This is a genomic window from Nitratireductor sp. XY-223, from assembly GCF_004959855.1.
In the GTDB taxonomy this organism is placed as follows: Bacteria; Pseudomonadota; Alphaproteobacteria; order Rhizobiales; family Rhizobiaceae; genus Hoeflea_A.
This window is the reverse complement of record NZ_SPNT01000018.1, coordinates 1-19,558: the sequence shown is the minus strand read 5'-3', so window position 1 is coordinate 19,558 and position 19,558 is coordinate 1. Positions and strand designations below refer to the sequence as shown.

17 protein-coding genes are annotated in these 19,558 nt (G+C 58.1%); 12 read left to right on the top strand and 5 right to left on the bottom strand.

Translation table 11 applies throughout. The features are described from left to right. The first annotated feature begins 3 nt into the window (after positions 1-3). From E4M07_RS26725 to E4M07_RS26680, 10 genes are all read left to right on the top strand, one after another. Positions 4-552 carry a hypothetical protein gene (locus E4M07_RS26725; RefSeq protein ID WP_136661474.1) on the top strand — a complete coding sequence of 183 codons (549 nt, stop codon included), beginning with the start codon at positions 4-6 and terminating at the stop codon, positions 550-552. A 16-nt stretch (positions 553-568) separates the two neighbouring features. Then, complete coding sequence (locus E4M07_RS26720; protein WP_136661473.1) at positions 569-943, top strand: hypothetical protein; 375 nt, start codon at positions 569-571, stop codon at positions 941-943. A 10-nt stretch (positions 944-953) separates the two neighbouring features. Next, on the top strand, positions 954-3,974 hold the full coding sequence (locus E4M07_RS26715) for a hypothetical protein (protein ID WP_136661472.1): 3,021 nt from the start codon (positions 954-956) through the stop codon (positions 3,972-3,974). Further along, complete coding sequence (locus E4M07_RS26710; RefSeq protein WP_136661471.1) at positions 3,974-4,831, top strand: hypothetical protein; 858 nt, start codon at positions 3,974-3,976, stop codon at positions 4,829-4,831. The genes E4M07_RS26715 and E4M07_RS26710 overlap by 1 nt, the downstream gene beginning before the upstream one ends. A gap of 62 nt (positions 4,832-4,893) precedes the next feature. Next, positions 4,894-5,574, top strand: a complete 681-nt coding sequence (locus E4M07_RS26705) for a hypothetical protein (protein WP_136661470.1) — start codon at positions 4,894-4,896, stop codon at positions 5,572-5,574. Between the two features lie 77 nt (positions 5,575-5,651). Then, positions 5,652-6,149 (top strand): hypothetical protein, encoded by a 498-nt coding sequence (locus tag E4M07_RS26700; RefSeq protein ID WP_136661469.1) that lies wholly within the window; start codon positions 5,652-5,654, stop codon positions 6,147-6,149. Further along, complete coding sequence (locus E4M07_RS26695; protein WP_136661468.1) at positions 6,136-6,417, top strand: hypothetical protein; 282 nt, start codon at positions 6,136-6,138, stop codon at positions 6,415-6,417. Before E4M07_RS26700 ends, E4M07_RS26695 begins: the two co-directional genes overlap by 14 nt. 31 nt (positions 6,418-6,448) lie before the next feature. Further along, positions 6,449-7,552, top strand: a complete 1,104-nt coding sequence (locus E4M07_RS26690) for a hypothetical protein (protein WP_246660632.1) — start codon at positions 6,449-6,451, stop codon at positions 7,550-7,552. Positions 7,553-7,559: 7 nt separating this feature from the next. Continuing rightward, on the top strand, positions 7,560-8,117 hold the full coding sequence (locus E4M07_RS26685) for a hypothetical protein (RefSeq protein ID WP_136661467.1): 558 nt from the start codon (positions 7,560-7,562) through the stop codon (positions 8,115-8,117). Then, entirely contained in the window at positions 8,114-10,402 is a 2,289-nt protein-coding gene (locus tag E4M07_RS26680) for a DotA/TraY family protein (protein WP_136661466.1), read from the top strand. The genes E4M07_RS26685 and E4M07_RS26680 overlap by 4 nt, the downstream gene beginning before the upstream one ends. Positions 10,403-10,425: 23 nt before the next feature. Here the strand turns inward: E4M07_RS26680 and E4M07_RS26675 are convergent, their stop codons facing one another. From E4M07_RS26675 to E4M07_RS26655, 4 genes are all read right to left on the bottom strand, one after another. Further along, complete coding sequence (locus E4M07_RS26675; protein ID WP_136661465.1) at positions 10,426-10,776, bottom strand: hypothetical protein; 351 nt, start codon at positions 10,774-10,776, stop codon at positions 10,426-10,428. A gap of 319 nt (positions 10,777-11,095) precedes the next feature. Continuing rightward, a complete protein-coding gene (locus tag E4M07_RS26665) occupies positions 11,096-12,166 on the bottom strand; it encodes an ATPase, T2SS/T4P/T4SS family (protein ID WP_169054419.1) in 1,071 nt (356 codons plus the stop codon). A 128-nt stretch (positions 12,167-12,294) separates the two neighbouring features. Beyond that, complete coding sequence (locus E4M07_RS26660) at positions 12,295-13,185, bottom strand: type IV secretory system conjugative DNA transfer family protein (RefSeq protein ID WP_136661463.1); 891 nt, start codon at positions 13,183-13,185, stop codon at positions 12,295-12,297. After that, a complete protein-coding gene (locus tag E4M07_RS26655) occupies positions 13,182-13,808 on the bottom strand; it encodes a DotD/TraH family lipoprotein (protein ID WP_136661462.1) in 627 nt (208 codons plus the stop codon). Before E4M07_RS26655 ends, E4M07_RS26660 begins: the two co-directional genes overlap by 4 nt. A 210-nt stretch (positions 13,809-14,018) precedes the next feature. Here E4M07_RS26655 and E4M07_RS26650 point away from each other — a divergent pair, with 210 nt between their 5' ends. Continuing rightward, positions 14,019-15,191: an ATP-binding protein gene (locus E4M07_RS26650; protein WP_136661461.1), complete on the top strand. Its 1,173-nt coding sequence runs from the start codon at positions 14,019-14,021 to the stop codon at positions 15,189-15,191. A 53-nt stretch (positions 15,192-15,244) separates the two neighbouring features. Here the strand turns inward: E4M07_RS26650 and traA are convergent, their stop codons facing one another. Next, the gene (traA, locus tag E4M07_RS26645; RefSeq protein ID WP_169054418.1) at positions 15,245-18,982 is read right to left on the bottom strand and encodes a Ti-type conjugative transfer relaxase TraA; all 3,738 of its coding nucleotides are present in this window, start codon (positions 18,980-18,982) and stop codon (positions 15,245-15,247) included. Positions 18,983-19,138: 156 nt separating this feature from the next. Here traA and E4M07_RS26640 point away from each other — a divergent pair, with 156 nt between their 5' ends. Then, positions 19,139-19,366, top strand: coding sequence for a TraC family protein (locus E4M07_RS26640; RefSeq protein ID WP_136661459.1), 228 nt, complete (start codon positions 19,139-19,141; stop codon positions 19,364-19,366). The last annotated feature ends 192 nt before the right edge of the window (positions 19,367-19,558 follow it).

The following is a 19,558-nucleotide window of genomic DNA, read 5'->3' as shown; positions in this document are numbered from 1 at the left end:
TAGATGGACGAACTGACCGCCTTCTTCACCCGTGTAACGGATATTCTGACGCCGGCACAAGCCTTCGTGGCGGCCTTCTGTTTTGTCGCCGGCATTATTATCGTTGTGAGGGGCATTCGTCTGGCGTTGCTCGTGGGGGAGGAGAGGGCGCATGCGCATCACCGGCGCCATGGCTACTTTCAGGCCTTTGGATACATCTTTTTCGGTCTTTTGCTGATTGCGCTCGATCTGACGCTGTCGGCCTGGGTTGCCTCGCTTTTCGGAGCCGAAAACACAACGGCGAGCGCGGCATCCGAAATCATGGCCTATGCGCCGGAAATGCTGTCGCCGGTCTCGGGAACGCCGGGAGAGGCCATTCTGATCGCGCTCGTGCGCATCGCCCAGTTCATTGGTCTGCTCGCCGTCGTGAGGGGCCTTTTCCTGTGCATCAAATCAACCGACATGCCGGCGCAGGGCCTGCTCGGGAAAGGCTTCATCCACATGATCGCCGGCGTGATGGCCATCGACCTGCCAAGAACCGTCGGCCTCTTCGAAAACCTTCTCTTTGGCTAAAGCAAAAGGAATTGCCATGTCGATCCCCATCAAACGCTCTCTTGTCAGCCTCGGCTTTCTCTCATTCTCCGGCGGTGTCGCTTACGCGCAGACCTTCGGCGACATCTTCACCGACATGCGCACCACGCAATTGGGTCCGGCGGCGGATATTGCCGGAACGATCTCGTTCCTGCTCGGGATTGTCTTCGCCATCATGGCGGTCTTCGCGATGATCAAGCGCTCGCGAACCCACAATGACAACTCGGTCGACACCGGCCGCATCATCATGCTGTCGATCGCCGCCGCCTGCATGGTGGCGGTCCCAACATTCCTCAATGTCGGTGTTGCGTCGATTTTCGGAACCGGCGCCGATACATCGTCCGTCGACGGGCAGCTTCGCTCGCTGAACTAGGCAAGGAACCATGGTCTCGGTCTGGCATCAGGCGGCAAGCTATTTCGGCAGGACGGCGCTCAAGAACACGCTGGACGCCTATTGCCGGCTGGAAACGTCATCGGGCAAACATGCACTTGTCGCCGATGACGGATCGATGGTGTCCGTCTTTCGTCTGGACGGGTTCCGCTCCCTGCCTGGCGAACAGGATGTCACCGAGGCCTGTGACCGATTGCGTGTCGGCCTCAGCCCGTTCTTTGCCCGACACGGTCTGGCATTGCAGTTCTGGTTCGGCCATTCGCCCGACCTGGGAGAGCGGGAAGTGGGCGCGATCATCGACGATACGGCCCGGATTGCCCGAGACAACGACCTTGCGCTCGATGACCTGCTGAATGAGCGCCGCAACCTGTTGCCGCACCGTGTCTTTGGAGAGCGCTGTTATCTCGCCCTGTGGACGCGGCCCTCGCTATTGACAACAGAGGACCGCAATCAGAGCCAGAAGAAGCGTGTGGATGTGCTGAACAGCGCACCACCGCTCAGTCTAGGGCAGATACCGGACAGCGCTCTACAGGGACTTGCCACTCGGCATGAGAGTTTCACCGATGCTTTGGGTCGCGAGTTCAGTGCCGCCGGTATCGTTGTCGATCTGCTGAATGCGCACGACGCGCTCGATGTTGTTCGCAGGGTGATTTCTCCGGACACTCTTGGTCTCAAATCGGACTGGAGGGTGGTTCTGCCATCAGACTATTTGCGCATCCGCATGCCGACACTCGAGCGGCATTTCAGGCGCGGCGATCTGTCCAATCTCGTCTGGCCAAAACTCTCAGGTCAACTGTTCCCGGACAATGCCGAAGTCGTCGACGGCAAGATCGTGCGGATCGGCAACACGGTGTTTTCCGGCTTTGACATTGTGCTGCCGCCGGAAATCGTCGTCCAGTTCAATGACCTCATCAAGCGGGTCATCGCCAACGGTACAAAGATCTCGTGGCGCTGCTCGTTCCTCATCGAAAGCAGCGGTTTCAGCGGGCAGGTCCTGAAGGAGCAGCTCACACGGCTGCTCGTGTGGACCGCCCCGACGCACAACGGACGGATCAAGGAGGCATTCGACCGGCTGCGCAAGACCGATGGAGACGGCAATACCGTGGTTCGGTGGCGTGCTTCGTTCTGTGCCTGGGCGCCGGCCGGCGACGAGGCAACGCTTCGCACCCAGGTTTCGTCGCTCCAGGAAATGGTCAAAAGCTGGGGCAATTCCCACACCAACTCGCTGGTCGGGGATCCGCTCGATTGCGTCATGTCGAGTGCGCTTGCCCTGTCGACCTCCTCGACAGCTGAAAGCTGCGCGGCTGACCTGCTGGACGTCCTCGCGATGGCGCCGATCGTTCGGCCTGCCTGTCCCTGGGAACGGGGATCGATCGTGTTTCGAACGGCCGACGGGAAGTCATTTCCCTATCAACCGGGGTCCTCCAAACAGAACGCCTCGGTCGACATCATGGTCGGAACGCCCGGATCCGGCAAATCCGTCCTCATGAATGCCATCAACCTCGGTGTCGCTCTTTCCCCGCAAGCCGGCGCCACCATCGATGGCAAGGCCATCCTGCCGCGCATTTCGATCATCGACATCGGGCCGTCTTCGTCCGGCCTGATCAGCCTGATCCGCGATGCGCTTCCACCAGGCCGGCGTCATGAGGCTGTCTTCCACCGCCTCAAGATGGAAGCCCGCTACGCGGTCAACCCGTTCGACACGCAGCTGTGTTGCCGGCGCCCGTTTGCCCACGAACGCGCATTCCTGGTCAATCTGATCGGCCTGATCTGCACGCCGGAGGATTCCGATGCGCCGTATGACGGCATCTCGCAGTTGGCGGAAGCCTGCGTCGATGAGGCTTACCGTTACTATTCCGATGAAGAGAACCCGAAACGCTACGCGCCGACACAAGACCTGGTCGTCGACGAGACGCTGCAGAAATACGGCTTCGGTATCGACGACAATACGTCCTGGTGGGAAATCACCGACTTCCTCTTTTCGGTGAAGGAATACCACGCTGCGGCACTCGCGCAGCGTCTTGCGGTGCCGGTCCTCGGCGACCTGGTCGCGCTCTCCAACAGCGAGACGGTTCGCGAGCCTTTTCTGGAAATGCGGGTCAAATCGACCAATGAGCTGATGGTGTCGGCGTTCCAACGGCAGATAACCGCAGCCATCAAACAGTTCATCATCCTGGCCAGCCCGACCCGGTTTGACGTGTCCAATGCACGAATCATTGCTCTTGATCTCGCCGGCGTCACGGAGGCCACCGGCAAGCGCGGCCGCCGGCAGACCGCCGTCATGTACATGATGGCCCGGCAAACCGTGACCTCGGACTTCTGGCTCGACGAGGACGAGATCAAGGACTTCGGTCTGAGCGAGGGTGTGATGCGGTATCACCTGCTGCGCTTCCAGAACAACCGCCAGATGCACAAGCGTATCTGCATTGACGAGTACCACCTGACAGGTGGCCTTGGCATCCGCGACCAGGTCGTTGCGGATGTGCGCGTTGGCCGAAAGGCCGGTGTTCAGATTTCGCTCGCCAGCCAGCTGATCGGCGATTTCGACCATTCGATCCGCGAGCTGGCGACCAACATCTTCCTGTGCAACGTGCCTACGGCCGAGAGCGTGCGCACCGTGATGGACACATACGATCTGCCGGCGACACTCAAACCGGTGATCTCACGGCTTTCGGGTCCGGAGGCGGGGGAGGGGGCTCCGATCGTCGCCATTTTCAAACTCAAGGACCAGACATACGTCCAGCATTTCTACAACCAGCTCGGACCGATCGAATTGTGGGCGCTATCGACGACGGCCGAAGACACGGCACTGCGCTCGATCCTTTATGAGCGGCTCGGCAGCGCCGAGGCGCGTCGGATCCTCGCCAGGCGCTTTCCCAGCGGATCGGCCAAACCGGAGATCGAAATGCAGCTCGAAGCCGTCATGGCCACCGGCCGCATGGTCGACGATGCGGAACGTTCCAATGTCATCAGCCGCATGGCGGACGAACTCGTCAAAGGAGCATTTCATTGATGAAAATCCTGAGCCACAGCCTTCTCGCCATCCTCATCAGCGGAGCCTTTTTCTCCTTCGCGTTCGCCGACGACAAACCGATCGACACGACCGGCCTGGCGGTTGAGAAGCTCTCGTTCGACAAGAGCGACACGGCGGCACTCAACATTGCCCGGCGCATGTACGGGCGCACTTTCACATATGTGAAAGCGATCCGGGTCTGGCTGGAAGAGCCGAATGACGACCCAGAGCAGTTGTTCCTGAAAGTCGGTACTGGACGCAATTGCGAGAGGGACTGCTACAACATCGCGCTCTTCTTCAATGAGCAATGGCTGGAGATCTACCGGCGGCCGGCCACTGACAATCTCGGTCTGACGACGGTCGGTCCGATGGGAATGAAGTCGATCGTCGAAGACGGCCGGCGATGGAATTGGACCGGATCGAATTATGCCGCGTCGGTCAACATGGACGGTGTGACAGAGCGAAGGGCCAATGAGGAGGAACTCCAACTGGTCAACAGACAGCTCGGCGAGGACATCGATGCTGTGACTGCCACGTCCTTTGGACCGCCAGACGTTTATGTCCATGAAATGACCCTGAAGACCGGCGGCGAGAAGGTGATCGTCGTCAACTCCCCATACTATTGCGGCCAAGCCGCATGTCCTGCCTTTGTGGTCAACAAGGACGGCCGGTCGTTTCGCAAGATTTACTCCATCGACGGAGCGATTGGCGTGTCAAAGACCCTGCGTGACGAACACGGATACCGCGGGATTGAGACACTATCCCGGAACGGCGTTGCGGTGATTTCCCCCGCAACCGGCGCCATTCTCGAAACCATCGAACCCCAGCCGGTTTCAATCGCGGGGACCGTGAAGTGAAGAGACACAGGTTCTTTGCCGGTACAACCGCCATCGCGTTCGCGCTTTGCGCAACTGTCGTTTTGGCCAATGAGTATGCCGATCTCATTCGCTCCCGGGAATCGGGCGGAAACTACGGCGCGCTCAACAACCAGGGTGGCACCGCCGCCGGCGCCTATCAGATAACGGCCGGCACGCTCGAGAGCCTCGGATACGTGCAATACAATGGCGGTGGCCGCGGCAGCTGGTCCAGCTATTCATGGACGTCGCAATCGGTATCTCAAGGTGTGGGCTCACTGAACGATTTTCTGCATACCTCGAGTGGTCACGCGCTTCAGGACCAGGCCTTCGGCACGCTGACAACCCGTAACTGGAGCTCTCTCTCGTCGGCCGCCAGGGGCCTCGTCGGGCAAACAGTAGGCGGCGTGACCTTCACCGAGAGCGGCCTGTTGACAGCCGCGCATTTTCTCGGCGCCGGCGCTTTGAACGATTGGGTGGCAAGCGGGTTTGACCCGACTGTCCTGCCGTCCCGCTATTTGTCGGCCAACGGCTTTTCTTCTTACGAGGAACTTCAGGCGCACATCATGAACCGGATCGGAGGTGCCAGTGGCACGAGCTATGCCGGCGGGTTCGGAGATTCCTTCGGTACCGGGGGAACCTATGGCGCGACCCAAGGGTTTCCGGGATTCGGCCCTAAAAGGCCGGTTTTGATACGCGAAACACCGCCGTTTCAAGGCGACAGAAAAACTCTAGGAGGCTCGTGATGAAGGCAGTCCGCACTGCTGCTCTATTGCTGATACTGGCGGGACCCGGGGCACCGGCCGCCGCGGCCGATCAGATATTGCAGCTCTTTCCGGCCGAGGCGCAGGGGTGTTCCCACACCGTCAAAACAGGCCTTGCCGAGGCGATACGATCCGGCATCGAATCGGAAGTGCTGCGCGGTGAAGAGGCGCTCAGACCGCCTCAGCCCATAGCAGCGCTCGGCTGTCTCGACAATCTGATGAGCCTCAATCTCGATATCGCCATTCAGGTTCCGAACCTTGCCGGCCTCTTCCAGAGCGCGGTTTCGCAAGCCGAGAACCAAATATGCTCATTCGCACAGGACAAGCTCAACGAACTCACCGCTCAAATTAGCTCTCTTCTGCAATTGCCTTCGTTTGATTTCCTTCCGATCGGCGGATTGAGCGGCGGTTCGACGACGGCCATCGGCGGGGTCGATTTGAACACTGGAGGAGGCCGCGTGGGCGGTGGGTTGACGATCAACGGCTCCACCGTCACCGAAAATAATCTCGACGCGGTTTACCGCTACATTTATGGAGCCCCCAATGACGCTCAATAAACTCGCCTGGCCCAAGGTACTGGTGGCGATTGTGGCTGCCGTCATCGTAGCACTATTCGTCCTGTTCCAATTCACGACGTTCCAGGTTCCGGAGAACCTGTTTTCGGAAGACAGAGAGCCAAGAGTTGGTGGCGGGCTCACGAACGTCAAGGGAAGCGGTGTCACCCGGAACAACCTTGATGAACTCAACGATATTATGCAGGGCAGGAAACAAATAGATGGCGGACCAAGCACGTCGGCGGGGGAGGGCGGCCATGCGGACCAATAAGGAAAGCTCCGGCTTACTGCCTTGGAGGGGCATGGCCCGGAAACTTTGTATCGTCGCCACCGGAGCAGCACTGTTCCATGTGACCTCAGTGCCTGACGCCTTGGCACGTTGTTCATGTGCCGGTGTCCAGAACATTGTCACCCGCGCCCGCATCGACATCAACAACCATACGACCGACGTTGGGAACTACATTGTCGACAGCATTTTGAAAGGTGTGGCGCAGCTCTCAGCATACTCCAAGCGCGAGACGGAGGCAGCACGACGGATTGCTGAAGGACGGGATCAAAACGCCGTTCTGCGGGAACGTCAGAAAATTCGCGCGCTGGCGGAGGGCGGCCGGTACGACCCCTCTGCGTCCGGTTGTATCGACCTCTCCGGCATTCTCAATTTCGGCGGCGGGCAGACGAGCCAGGGTGTCGGCGGCATCGACATTTCGAACCTTTCTCGCAATCGATCGTACGGGAATGGTGCGGCCGGCGCCGGCGTGCGCGCAGGCCTCCTCGCGGTCTCCCAGGAGATCGTGGTGGATCGAGATGCGTTACGCAATGTTGGCGGATTCGCGGATCCGACTTCGGACGTTCGCCTCCTTACGGAAGCCATGACGCTCGATACTTCTAACCAGCAAGTCGCTCAGGCCTTCGCACGCATGGTGAATAATATGGTCGATCCGCTACCGCCGAAGCCCATCACCGAAGAGGAGGCAAAAACAACAGTCGGACTCGCGCATATTGCCTCTCGGCAAGTTGATGCGACCCGGCGCTCGGCCTCTCATGCCGTGTTCACCTATCTCGGCGATCTGGCGGCACCCACGGGCGGCGGTGCGCTTGCGGATTGGGCAAAGAAGGCAGCCGGTCCGGCTTATCCGAACAACGTTGGAGACAAGGTGTCGAAGTTGCAGGCGATGGACATTTTTGTCCATTCACGTTTTCCGAATCCTGACTGGCATCAGCAGCTGGCAAAGATGTCGCCGGATGCGGTCATGAGAGAATTGGCTCTGACACAGGCACTCAATCTCTATGTCAACTGGGAGCGGTTTAATCTCGAGCGCCGTGACGCCACAGTCAGTGCAGCAATTCTGTCGACAAAGATTGATGGAACGGAAGGGGCGGGCACCGGCGCACCCGTGGCTGATTAGGTGCGCCGTGATATCCAATAATCCCAATACCGGAGATAATGAACCGAAACCTGAAGAGCACGGGCGAGCACAACGCGCGGCAGGTTGGATGTTTCGTCGCGGCCGGATCGACAGAGCCTTCTCCACTGCTACTGCAGGAGCCGACTGGATCGGAGATATAGCCGGCAAACAGAAGCCAAAGCCGATCGACTGGAAGGGATTTGGTGGACGATATCGCGACGGTGGTGTGGAGCGTTTCAGGGACCTGTCGCAAAACATGTCGCGAACCGATCTTGAACAACAACTCCATGGCTGGCAGCAGCAAAGGTTCGTGTTTCAGTATGCGTCGTTGCTTTCCATTCTCGCTGTTCCGTTGGGGATTGTCTTTTTTCGGATCTCCGCCTTCCTTGCGATAGGGCTGATCGCGCTATTCCTGTTTTCTCTGTTTCGGGCAATTCGCGCGGACTATTTCGCCTGGATCATCGAACAGAAGCGTTTTGGCGGGTTCTACGATTACCTGTCGACGCGGCTGCCACGAAACGTGCAGATCATCCTGCCTCCGGACAAGAGGGACGACGGCAAATGAACCGCTGCCTATTCTGGTCCTGCGTGGGATTGCTCACACTTGCCCTTTCCGATGTCGGAGTGGCGCAAGAGATCAGTGTACCTGACATTTTCAGAGGCGAAGGGGATGACAGGTCGAACACCTTTTTCAATCTGATCTTCGGTAGTTTGTTCCCCGGCCCGGAAGCGAACAATCGAACGTTGATTTCGCTCCTGATACTGTCCTTCAACATCCTGTTTCTCGCGATCGGCGCGATCTTTCTGCTCTACAATATTTTCCAGGGGACACTCGATTCAGCGCATGAAGGCGTCATTCTCGGGCAGAAATCAACGATCTGGGTTCCGATCCGCGTCCTCACCGCCTTTGCTCTCCTGATTCCGCTTGGAAACGGCTATAACGGTATTCAACACGGTATTTCCTATGTTGTACGCGCTGGAACCAGCACTGGCTCGTTTTTCTGGAACCAAACTGCTGATCTCATAATTGCCGATGAAGTCCCGATTGTTGGCACCGACTACGCCAGCGCAGAAGCACGGTTCTTACAGCAAATGTGGCGGATGGAGTTCTGCCGGGCGGCCTATAACCACGAGGCCGACAAGGGAGGCGCACTGAACAAGGTCAGTGACGGTGATTGGGGCAACCTGCGGACGGCGCCGGAAACACCGCTGATCGATGAATACACGCCGCGGATCATGACCTATTCAACGCCCGGTATTACGGGCGCTTGCGGATCCGTCACTTTGCCGGCCGCGACCGCAGCCCTCAAACGTGTCAGCCCGACCTCGAACATGGCATCCATAAATGCCAATTTCGAGCGGCTCATCAACGAGCTCAAGAACATCATGCGGCCATCCGCAGAAGCTGTTGTCGCCAAGATTTCGAACCGCGAGCCGGTGTCAGCCGATGATATTCCTGACCTGGGCGCAATGCTCGCTCTGCTGAGACAGCAACACTCTTGGATCGTGAACTCAATCGTCAACCCTGATGCGTTGGGGCAGTTGGTTCAAACCGAAAGCGGAACCCCCATTACCCAACGTATCCAATCCATCGGTTCGGATAGCGGTGGAGCTTTATCCGCGCCAACAGCTATTTCAGGCGATCTGAAGACCGGCGGTTGGATGATGGCGGGCTCTTACTACATGCTCATCAGCAAGATATCTGGTGATGCAAATGCCGTGGCATCGATGTTCCCGAGCGCAACACCTGGAACACTCATATCAACGTCAATAAACGGAGGCGTTCAAAACACCCTCGCTAACGAACTTGGTCGAACATATTGGTTTCAAAGCAACGCAGACAGGTACGCCCAAAAAATCCTCGCAAGTATCGGAGCATCCTATAACGCCGGCGTTTCGGCGTGGAATGAAGCCGCGGCAAAGGCTGGGATGCGAGAATTTATTACAGAACGCGCATATGCCGGAGATGATTCCTCTTCCCCGGAAAATTTTCTGCCTCCTCCGACAAATCTGCTGAAGGGGGTCAACCTTCTTTCACCGGATTCGATCACGTCCGACCCGATGATTGGCTTGATGGCCTATTCCTCGACGGTGATGTTTTACATCGCCTGGGCGATTGGTGGACTGGCACTGGCATCCTCCATTCCGGTTGCGGGTGCCGCTGCCAGTACCTTCGCGAGCCTGACGAGCTTTCTGTTTCAGATCGGGATATTCGCAGCTGTGTTCATTGGTTTTATCCTGCCATATCTGCCCGCAATAATTTGGTTGCTGGCGATCCTGGCGTTCATGCTGTTGGTCGTCGAAGCTGTTTTTGCCGCCCCGCTTTGGGCGGTCGCCATGCTATCCATGGATGGCCATGGAATTTCATCGAACATATCGCGCAAAGGCTGGTCATTGCTGTTGATGTTGTTTTTAACCCCGATGCTGATGGTGTTCGGCTTCCTGATCGGTATGATCCTTTTCCGGATCGGTGCCTTTGCACTCAACGGTATGCTGTTCGCGGCACTAAGCTCGCAAATGGCTGCCGACCCGGGCTCTTTCGGTACGATAACTCAGATCTTTACGATGATCGTGCTGACTGTTTTCGTCTGCGTGATCTACGTCGTGATCATCGACTGGTCGTTCAGCCTGATCAATCTGTTCCCGGCTCGTGTGTTTAAGTGGATTGATGGGATCGGCGACGATCTGGCCGCCGCCACCGCCGCTCGGACAACCGTTCTTGGAGCCGGGGGCAGCTTTCAGCTTGGTTCTGCCGGGAGTGGAGGCACTCAAAAACTGGGAGCAAGGGGAAAGGAAAAATACCAACGGTATCTAGCCAACAAAGCCCAAAAGACCGACACGAAGGGTTAGAACCGAGCTGTCTTCCTCCGGACTCATTTGCGAAGAAGAAAATGCGTGACCAGCATTGTCTTTATCAGTCCGGGTGAATTTGACCTTGGAGCCTCCTTGCCCGTGACGATCGCGCAACAGACAGCGACTTGAATAAGATAGATTGGTTGCGCGAGCGCAAACTCCACTGCACTCCAAAGACCCTCGATCCAGCCCAGGAAAAAGGAGCCGCTTTTCACCCAACCTTCCAGCCCGGCATTTAGGCTGTCGATGAAATGTTTCGCTGCGCGCCACCAATAGATGAGCAAACCAATAGCGGTAAGGGTGCCGATACGATGCAGCCAGTAGGTCTTACAACCATGTCCTTCACGCGTCTTTTTCAGCCATCTCAGCATCAACAGTACCTTTCGCTTGAATGGTATCTTAAACGTTCGATTCTCGATTGTGAATCCTGTTTTGCTGAACGCCTGACCCATTGGTAAAGCTGATCGAACAGTTGGGGAAACGCGCCCAAAAAATTACCGCTCCTGATGTTCCGTTTCAGGAGCGTTCTCGTAGACTTCGGGAGTTTTTCGACCATAGTCCGTGAGGTAGATACTCCGCAAAAGAATCCAAAAACAAAACCTAAACGGAGACCGACCATGGAAACTCAACAACTGCATCGTGGCCATCTCATCGACCACCTGCAGCTCGTTGTGCACGACCTTAATGCCATCATCTCAAGAATGCCTTCAGCTCTTCTCGGTCCACCTCGCCGGATTCGACCAGGCGCTCTGCCGATTGCGCCATCGTCCGGGCCGTTATGTTCTTATCGCTCTCAGCGTCTGTGAACACGTTGCGAACAATCCGGGACCACTCAAGCGGCTTCACATCCAGGAAGCGCTCACGAACCTGGTCGTTGAAGACCATGTATTCCCGAAGCGCAACGCGGCCTTGACCTCCCGCTATCCGGACCAGCCGTTGCCATATGATCAGGTTCAGCGACGTGATCAGATCGAACGAACGCGCTTCCTGCTCGTCAGGTGGAAACAGAAACGCCATTCGCCGCAGAGCCTCGGCGATCGACCCGGCATGCGTGGTGGTGTTGACAAGGTGGCCGGTCAGGCAGGCTTCAATGCAGGCCTGCATGCTTTCGGTGTCCCGGGTTTCGCCGACATTGATGACCGCCGGCGCTCGCCGCATAGCAGCGCGGATTCCTGCCGCGAATGTCGGAATATTGCGCCCGATTCCAATCTCTGACTGACTGATGAACGATGCCATCCCTCGTCTGTCAGTATTGATGTCCCTGAACGTGTATTCGATCGGCGCCTGCAAATCGATGATCTTGCGGGACTGGGCCATGTTCTCGAGGTGGCACCGTGTCATCGCGGCCATCGTCGTGGATTTGCCGTGCCCCGTAGCGCCTGCGACGACGATGATGCCGGCCGGCGGTTCCAGCTTGTCGCGCAGGTCCTGCTCCATACCGACATCATCGAGTGTCGGCGTTTTATCGGGGAGCGCGCGGAGCGTGATCTGTACGCCGTTGGTTCCAATGCGTTGTTCACCGGTGGCGTTGACGCGGAAGCGTTGTGACTTGCCGCGATCGATCTTCTTCTCATAGGAAAAGTCGAGCTGTCTTCCGGCGCTGATCAACGAAAACGCGTCGTTGCCCTTGTAGAGGTGGGCCAACATCGCCTGGACTTCCTTGAACTGGAGCTCGCGCTTCGATGCCAGTTTTTGGTGACTGTTGACCTGGATGCGGATCCGCATGTCGCCGCCGATATTGATGTCGGAAGCGCCTTTCATCGCGGCGCCGACGAGGAAATGGTCAAAGGCGTCAAGATCGATGTCGTAACTGCTGGGCTCGGATTTCAGGACCGTCGTTTCCATGCTGTCCGGATCGACGGCCGAGAGATCAATGCGGTCGACATCGATCATTTGGCGACCGAATAGCGACGCTCCAGCGGCTTCCAATGGTTTGGATTGCGCACGAGACGCGCAGCACTCACGATCTTCACACGCCTCTCCCCAATGAACAGTTCGTCGCCCTCGCCGGCCGAACGCTGCTCGCTCGACCGGACAACCATTTCCTCGACCAGACCTGCCTGGACCATTTTCCGGTATTCGACCATTCCGAGATAATCGCGTTTCAGCCGAGCGAGGTTTAGTTCGAGCGCCTCATTGGCCTGATCGACGCCGGCCTGCCAGCCCTTGGCTGCAAACTGGTCGAACACTCTTCTTTCTTCGCGGTTCTGCGGAAGGAAATCATCACCCGGTTCCGTCGCCTCTTCCAGTGGTATGATCAGGTAATCGCGCCACGTCGGAACGACCGATACAAGACGTCCGGGAATCTCGATCCGATAATATTCGTCAGTGGCAACGGCGGACCGGCCGGTTTCGGCGACATTGATGGCGGCCGTCGCGTGGCTGACCACCGGTGGAAGGAGATAGCCCGTCTCGCGCGGCGCCCGATAAGCCACGCGATTGAAATCGAAGGACTGCGAGAGCTTCGCGCTATCGCGCTCCAGTTCCCGCATGATTTGCCACACACGGCGCTGATATCCGGCCTGGGCGGCATATGAGACCGCCGCTTCCCGCAGCAATCCATATCGCTCCTGATCCATTTCCGCGTCAAAGTCGCCTCTGCGTGTTTTGCTCTTGAATTCTGAGAAACTTGCTGGCGTTGACTTGGATTTGTAACGGTCGGGCCCGCCAATCGCGATCGGAGCCGGTTCCTCCAGCTCGGATTCGCTGGTTGTTTGACAGCCCGACAGAGCCAAAAACAACGGGACGCTGCATATGAGTAAGGCACTGCAGCGGTTCATATGACCCAGTCCTCCAGATTTGGCACGGGACTGCGCTCGGGCCGCCGGTAGACGATCGTCATCGTCTTACTTGTCTGGTCGATCACAAGCCGGGCGCGGCCTTTGGCCTGAAGGAACCCCTCTCTCAGGATCCCGATTGCCGGCAGCTCGTATTGAACGACAACGACGATGATGGGAGCGCCGGGCTTTTCGCCCTCGGCTGCGGTGCTGTAGCCGATCGACGCGGCGATCGTCTTGACGAGGTCCTCCACGGTGCCGGTAAATTCGCCGTTGACAGGAACCAGCAAGGCTTCGTCCACCACATGGTCGGGGTTGATGATTCTCGTGGACTCTCTGGCATAGCCTTCAAGAACACCGGGATAGAGGCCCGCATCGGCAATCTCCCGGTCAACGATCGATATTTCGCTATTTATCAGGCTGCTCACACTGCCGGCGGATGGATCGTCGGAGGTTGCACATCCCACTATTCCCAGTTGAATCGCCGACAAGAACGGCATGGTGAGGATACGCAATTGCAAGGATCTCCGGCAGGAAAGAAATTCAATACAACATGCAATATCCAACTCCACGCTTAATGCAATATCTGGCTTTAACTTTTCCTGTTTTATGCCGGTAAGTTGCATGATTGCACACGCAAAAATGCATTTCCATTCGGAACGTAAAGGTGAAAAACTGAATAATGCGAGCGCGTCAAAACCCGGACCGACGATCGCCGCAGAAGGATGCCCGTTTGGTTGGTTTATGCCAACCCTGGATAAACCGTCTATGTTCCGGTCCGGAATCAGTTATAGCGAGTTTATGCCCGCTATTGATAAACTCGCTATAAGGACAGAATGAACCCCGAGACAAACCCCTACGCTCCTGGTGCCGGAACACCGCCTCCTGAGCTGGCCGGACGCGACGCCATACCGGGCGAAGCTCGCATTGCCATCCAGCGCAACATGAGCGGCAAGTCAGCCCGCAGCTTCATGTTCGTCGGCTTGCGGGGTGTCGGCAAAACAGTTCTTCTCAATGAAGTCCAGGCAATTGCGGAAGAGCACGGGGCGATAACCGACTTCATCGAAGTCAGCACCAATGAACCTCTGTCGAAAACAATTGTCGCCACCTTAAGGGCGGCGCTGCTGAAACTGGACCGGATCAAGGGTGTCAGTGAGAAAGTCAAACATGCGCTTCGGGTCCTGAAAAGCTTCGTCGGCGCCATCAAGGTGAAATATGAGGATGTCGAATTCTCGGTGGATGTCGATGCAGAACCGGGAACTGCCGATAGTGGAACGCTGACCAGGGATCTGGCGGAGCTGTTTGTTGCCGCCGGCGAGGCGGCCAGGGTCAGAAACACTTCAATCGTGATGCTGATTGACGAAATCCAGAATCTGCAGGCCGAAGAGTTCGAAGCGTTGATCATGGCGATCCATCGCACCGATCAAAAGAGGCTTCCGTTCCTGGTTGTCGGCGCGGGCCTGCCCCTTCTTGTCAGACTGACCGGCGAAGCCAAGTCTTATTCTGAAAGGCTCTTCGAATATCCAGACATCGGGCCGCTGGATGCGGCTGAAGCGCGGCGGGCAATTGTTGGCCCTGCTTCCGAAGCGGATGTCGAATACACAGAGGGCGCGGTAAACGCTGTCGTTGAGCAAACCAAGGGCTATCCGTATTTTTTGCAGGAATGGGGCTACCAGGCCTGGAACATTGCAGAGGGCTCGCCCATTGATCGGTCCCATATTGATGCCGCCAGCAAGTCGGCCATACGCCGGCTTGATCAGAATTTCTTTCGATCACGTTATGAGCGCCTGTCCGAACCCCAAAAAGCCTATCTGATGGCCATGGCCGGTCTTGGCCCGGGCCCACACCGCACAGGCGAGATTGCCAAGGCGATGGGAAAGAGTTCTTCACAGCTCGGGCCGACCCGTGACGCCCTCATCAACAACGGCATGATTTACAGTCCCCGATACGGCCTCGCCGCGTTTACAGTGCCGCTATTCGATGAATTCATGAAGCGAACCCAATCATGACATTCGACATATATGCATGACACCGGCATGAACACGCGTACTGAAGGACGGCGCTATCGTTCATAACCCTTATATTGGTCTTTGCCACGCTCCAGGTTCTGCTCAATCCGGCGCCTGTCCTGCACGGTGCCGACAATGCTTGTCCAGGACCCCATGACGAGCACTGCCTTCTCCTGTATTCGGCTGCGATCGACGGCCGGCAGATTTCGCAGACCGTCGTCGTCCTTCATGCCCCGCGCGAAAGCACGCTCGCCGAGACCGTACCGAGCGGTTAACGCATCCTGCAGGCGCTGCAATTCCTTCACGGAGGCCTTGTCCTCCAGAAGACTGTCCAGGGCGGTGTACTTGTCCGGCCCGGCGTCCATCCGACCGATCCGGGCGGCCCTTTGGACGAACCGTTCCGCCGCCGGCGAAAGGTCTGCAACCGGTTCTCTCAGCACGGATCTGTGCTCCACGATCCTGGCTTCAATCCTTGGTGCCAACCGTTCCGCCTGATCGAGATAATTGCCGACGACATATTCCAGTGTGCCTATATGGGAAAGGGCCTCCTTGCGCTCGGCGTTGGCGAACCCGAGCCGAACGCTGCCCCGCACATCACCGAACATTTCCGGGTTCGCTTTCACGTCGGCGAGGATCGATGCCTTGTCACCCGTGTCAAGATATCGCCTGGAAATGGTCTCCAATGCCCTGCAGTTCGCCCCATAGACCTGTGCGATGACGTCACGGGCGACCGCGCGGGTCTGCCGCATGTTCGGATCGTCGAAGACAGCCGCGCGAACTTCTGCGGCCGTCGGAACCGGATCGATCTCCGCGGCCGGGATCAATGGTTTTTCCGGCACGAAACGCTCCCTGGTCTGTTGCAGATGGCTTTCATACCAATTCTCGATCTTCTGCCCGGCAACGCGCTCTTTCAGCTCCTCAATCATCGCATGGTCCCTCTCAGCCCGCTGCGCTGCGAACACCTGCGGCCAGTTCTCGACCATGAAGTCTTTCCAGTCGTCGGACAAAGGCTGCAACAGCGCATCATCCGTATCCGGCCGTTCCAGACCCTGCGCGATGATCTGCGACGCCGGCAGGACGCCTCTGATCGTCTCGTTGAACGATTGGAGTTTGGGCCCGCTGCCCGCAAGGTGCAACTCGTAGTCGGCCGATCGAACAAAGCCGCGCCGGCGAACCGCACCCACCACAATCGGCTTGGCATTGTGAGCGAGCCGGTTGAGCGAATGGGCGAGGCCTTCTGACACTTCCGGAATCCGAACCGGATTCGATTGCACTGCTTGGGCCCGGTCAGGGACAGGCCGAGACGTAACTCTGGCATCGCGGGATTGACCCGGATCGAACCGCCTGGGCGCGCGGATCCTGGTGAAAGCCGCACTGACCCGATTGAACCGCTCGCGCATGTTCTGGACATTGGCAGCGACAAACTCCCGGATCGATTCCGTTGTCGGAAAACCACGCCGCTCGGCAAACCCACGAATGGTATCCTGATAATCCTCGGTACCGCGATGCAGGACCGTCGTATCCTTGAGACGGTCTCTGCTCATGACCTGCTTGAGCCGCCGATCGTCCTTGAACACAGTCCGGGCCGCATAGACCTGAACGTCCTCGCGATGTCGCGTCAAGGCGACATAGGACAGCTGCGCATCCATGGTCGGCGACGCGTAAACGAAGCTCCGATCGACGGTGCACCCCTGCTCCTTGTGGATCGTTCGCGCATAACCGTAGTCGATCTGATTGTATTCATTGGCGCGCACCACGACCGGCTCACCGTGTCCCTCGACCAGAACCGTCAGGCGGTTTCTGGCCACCTCCGTCACGGTGCCGACAGACCCGTTGAAGACGTCCAGACTGCGTTCGTTCTGCAGGAAAAGCACCGTGTCGCCCTCGGCAAACATTCGTTCGCCGCGCGCTGTGCCGAATGACGTTTCGTCCTGAAGCGCGCCGTCCGCCTTCAACGCGGCACGCGCCTGATGGTTCAGCGCGATGACGTCCTTGTTGCGATGCGCCATGATGACCACATCCGCGCCGGCCCGGTGATAACCGGCCCAATCATCGATCAATTGTGACATCGCCTTTTGCTCGTCACCGGCCCAGGTCACGCGATCGCGAGAAAGATAGGCATCAACCGCCGCCTCATACTCCCCGCGCCCGAACCGGATGGATGCATCCCGCATCCAGTCCTCGGTCTGCCGGACAACGTTGTTGAGCTCGACATAACCTGCGACATCGGCGAATGCCCTGAAGGCCGCACCGGCCCGGATCGGCTGCAACTGCCTGGCATCGCCAAGGACGATCATCTTCGCGCCACGCTCGCGAAGAACCCGTGTAATGCGCCCCATCTGATCGGACGACACCATGCCGGCCTCGTCCATCACGAACACCGTATCGCTGTCCGGAAGCATCCGACCCTGGCTCCACTGATACTCCCAGGACGCCAGCGTACGGCTTGCAATTCCTGCTTCTTCACGCAGATTGTCCGACGCGATTCCGGCGAGCGCGCCACCGATCACACGGACCTGTTTGCGGTCGAAGGCGACGCGCAGGGCATCCATGGTTGTCGACTTGCCGGCACCGGCATATCCGACAACGACCGCACAGGCATTGTCCCGTGTCAGGTGACGAACGACATTCTTCTGTTCGTCGTTGAGCGCAAATCCGCGTTCCTTCTCGAACCGCTCATAGGCCGCGGCAAGATGTTTGTCGCTCAGCGATTGGAAGGAAGCATCCTTCAACGCCTCGATGTCGAGAAGCATTTCATGCTCGAGCTGCACCACGGTGCGTGTCGACAAAAGCGCCTCCGAACTCTCTTCCCCGGTGAACGGATCAAAGCCCGGCGCCTCGACGGCGACCAGTTCGTCACACGCACCAACCCGATAATAGAGCGCACGGAACTCTTGCGCGCTGCACTCCGTCCTGTTGATCTCCCGGGCGATATCGTGACGCGTAAACACCGCCTTCTGTATCGTGATCTTCTTCAACACAAGCGAAGGGTCGGCCGCATATTTCCGATAATTGGCGCGTGCAGCCTCCTGCGCCGTTTCCATCCGTTCCGACATCTCGCCGCGCTCGTCGATATTGTCGGCCGCGGGCCCGCGATGCGTCGTCGGAACCGCGTCGATCCCCATGGCCTCGAATGACCGGTGATCGATCCACACCTCGTAGCCGTGTTTGGCAAGATGCGAGTTGTGGATCTCCGCCCAGGACTTGCGCATGTCCCGCAGCCGCTCCAGCCCGCCCGAAAACTGCTCGTACCTGATCTTCCCGTCTTTATCGCGAAGAGGCTTGCCGTCCTCGCCGACAATCGCAACACGCTTTGGTCCGAACCCAGTGTCAGTGAGCGGACGCAAGGTCGTCATGATGTGCACGTGCGGGTTGCCGGGCATGTCGTGATAGGCCCAATCGGCGACGATCCCCCTCCCCGCCAACTCAAGCGAAACGAAATCCCGGATCAACTCGATATTCTGTTCCACCGTCAGTTCGACCGGCAGCGCCAGCACGATCTCCCGCGCGAGCTGCGCGTCATGGCGCTTCTCATTGGCCTCGACCGCGTTCCAGAAATAGGCACTCGTTTCCTCGACGCTGTGGCCGCCCGCGAATTTCGCAATCCAGTCCGGTGCGTCCGCCGGCAGCGCAAACTCGCTGTGCGCATTACCTGCCTTGCGGCTGTAATCGATCTCCTCACCCGTCTCGTCGCGGCTCATCTTCGCACAATGCCGATAGGCGGCCGCCGCGACTGCACTGCGGCCGCCCGCCTTTCCGATGATCTGTGCCGACAAATGATAAATCGCCATGCCGAAGGCCCAAAAAGAAGCGGCGCTTGCGCCGCACATGTCAGTCATGACGTATAAGTGCGCCGTTGTCAATTTATTCCCATCACACCCTTGCCCTGTGTTCGCCGCTGCGCTATCGTGGCCGTAGACCGAAAATCAAACCGCAGTGAGGCTGTCATGGTCCGCCAAATCCGAACCGTCGCCGATATCAACACGGAGATCGTCAAATTGAAGCAACAGCGCGCGGCCGTGGTGGATGCGCGCGCGAACCATATTGCCCGGATCGCTAAACGCGCAGGCCTGGCCGATCTCAATGTGTCCGACGTCGAGTTGCTGGAGGCGTTCGAAACCGTGGCCGCACGATTTCACCGAACAGCCGAAGTTCCCAAAACTGAAACGTATTGATCAGAAGATCGCGCGCCAGGACCAGGCCATGCAGCGGGTAAAGCACGCAAGCCGGCGCATGGAAACACGCAGGGGATGTCCCGTTCTCTGTTGAAAAAGGAACGGGCAGCGTTGCGGTTTCATGATTAGGCGGCCTGCGCCATGTCGTCAACCTGGTTGCTGTCGCCCGATCCTGCGCCATGTCTGTGGAGA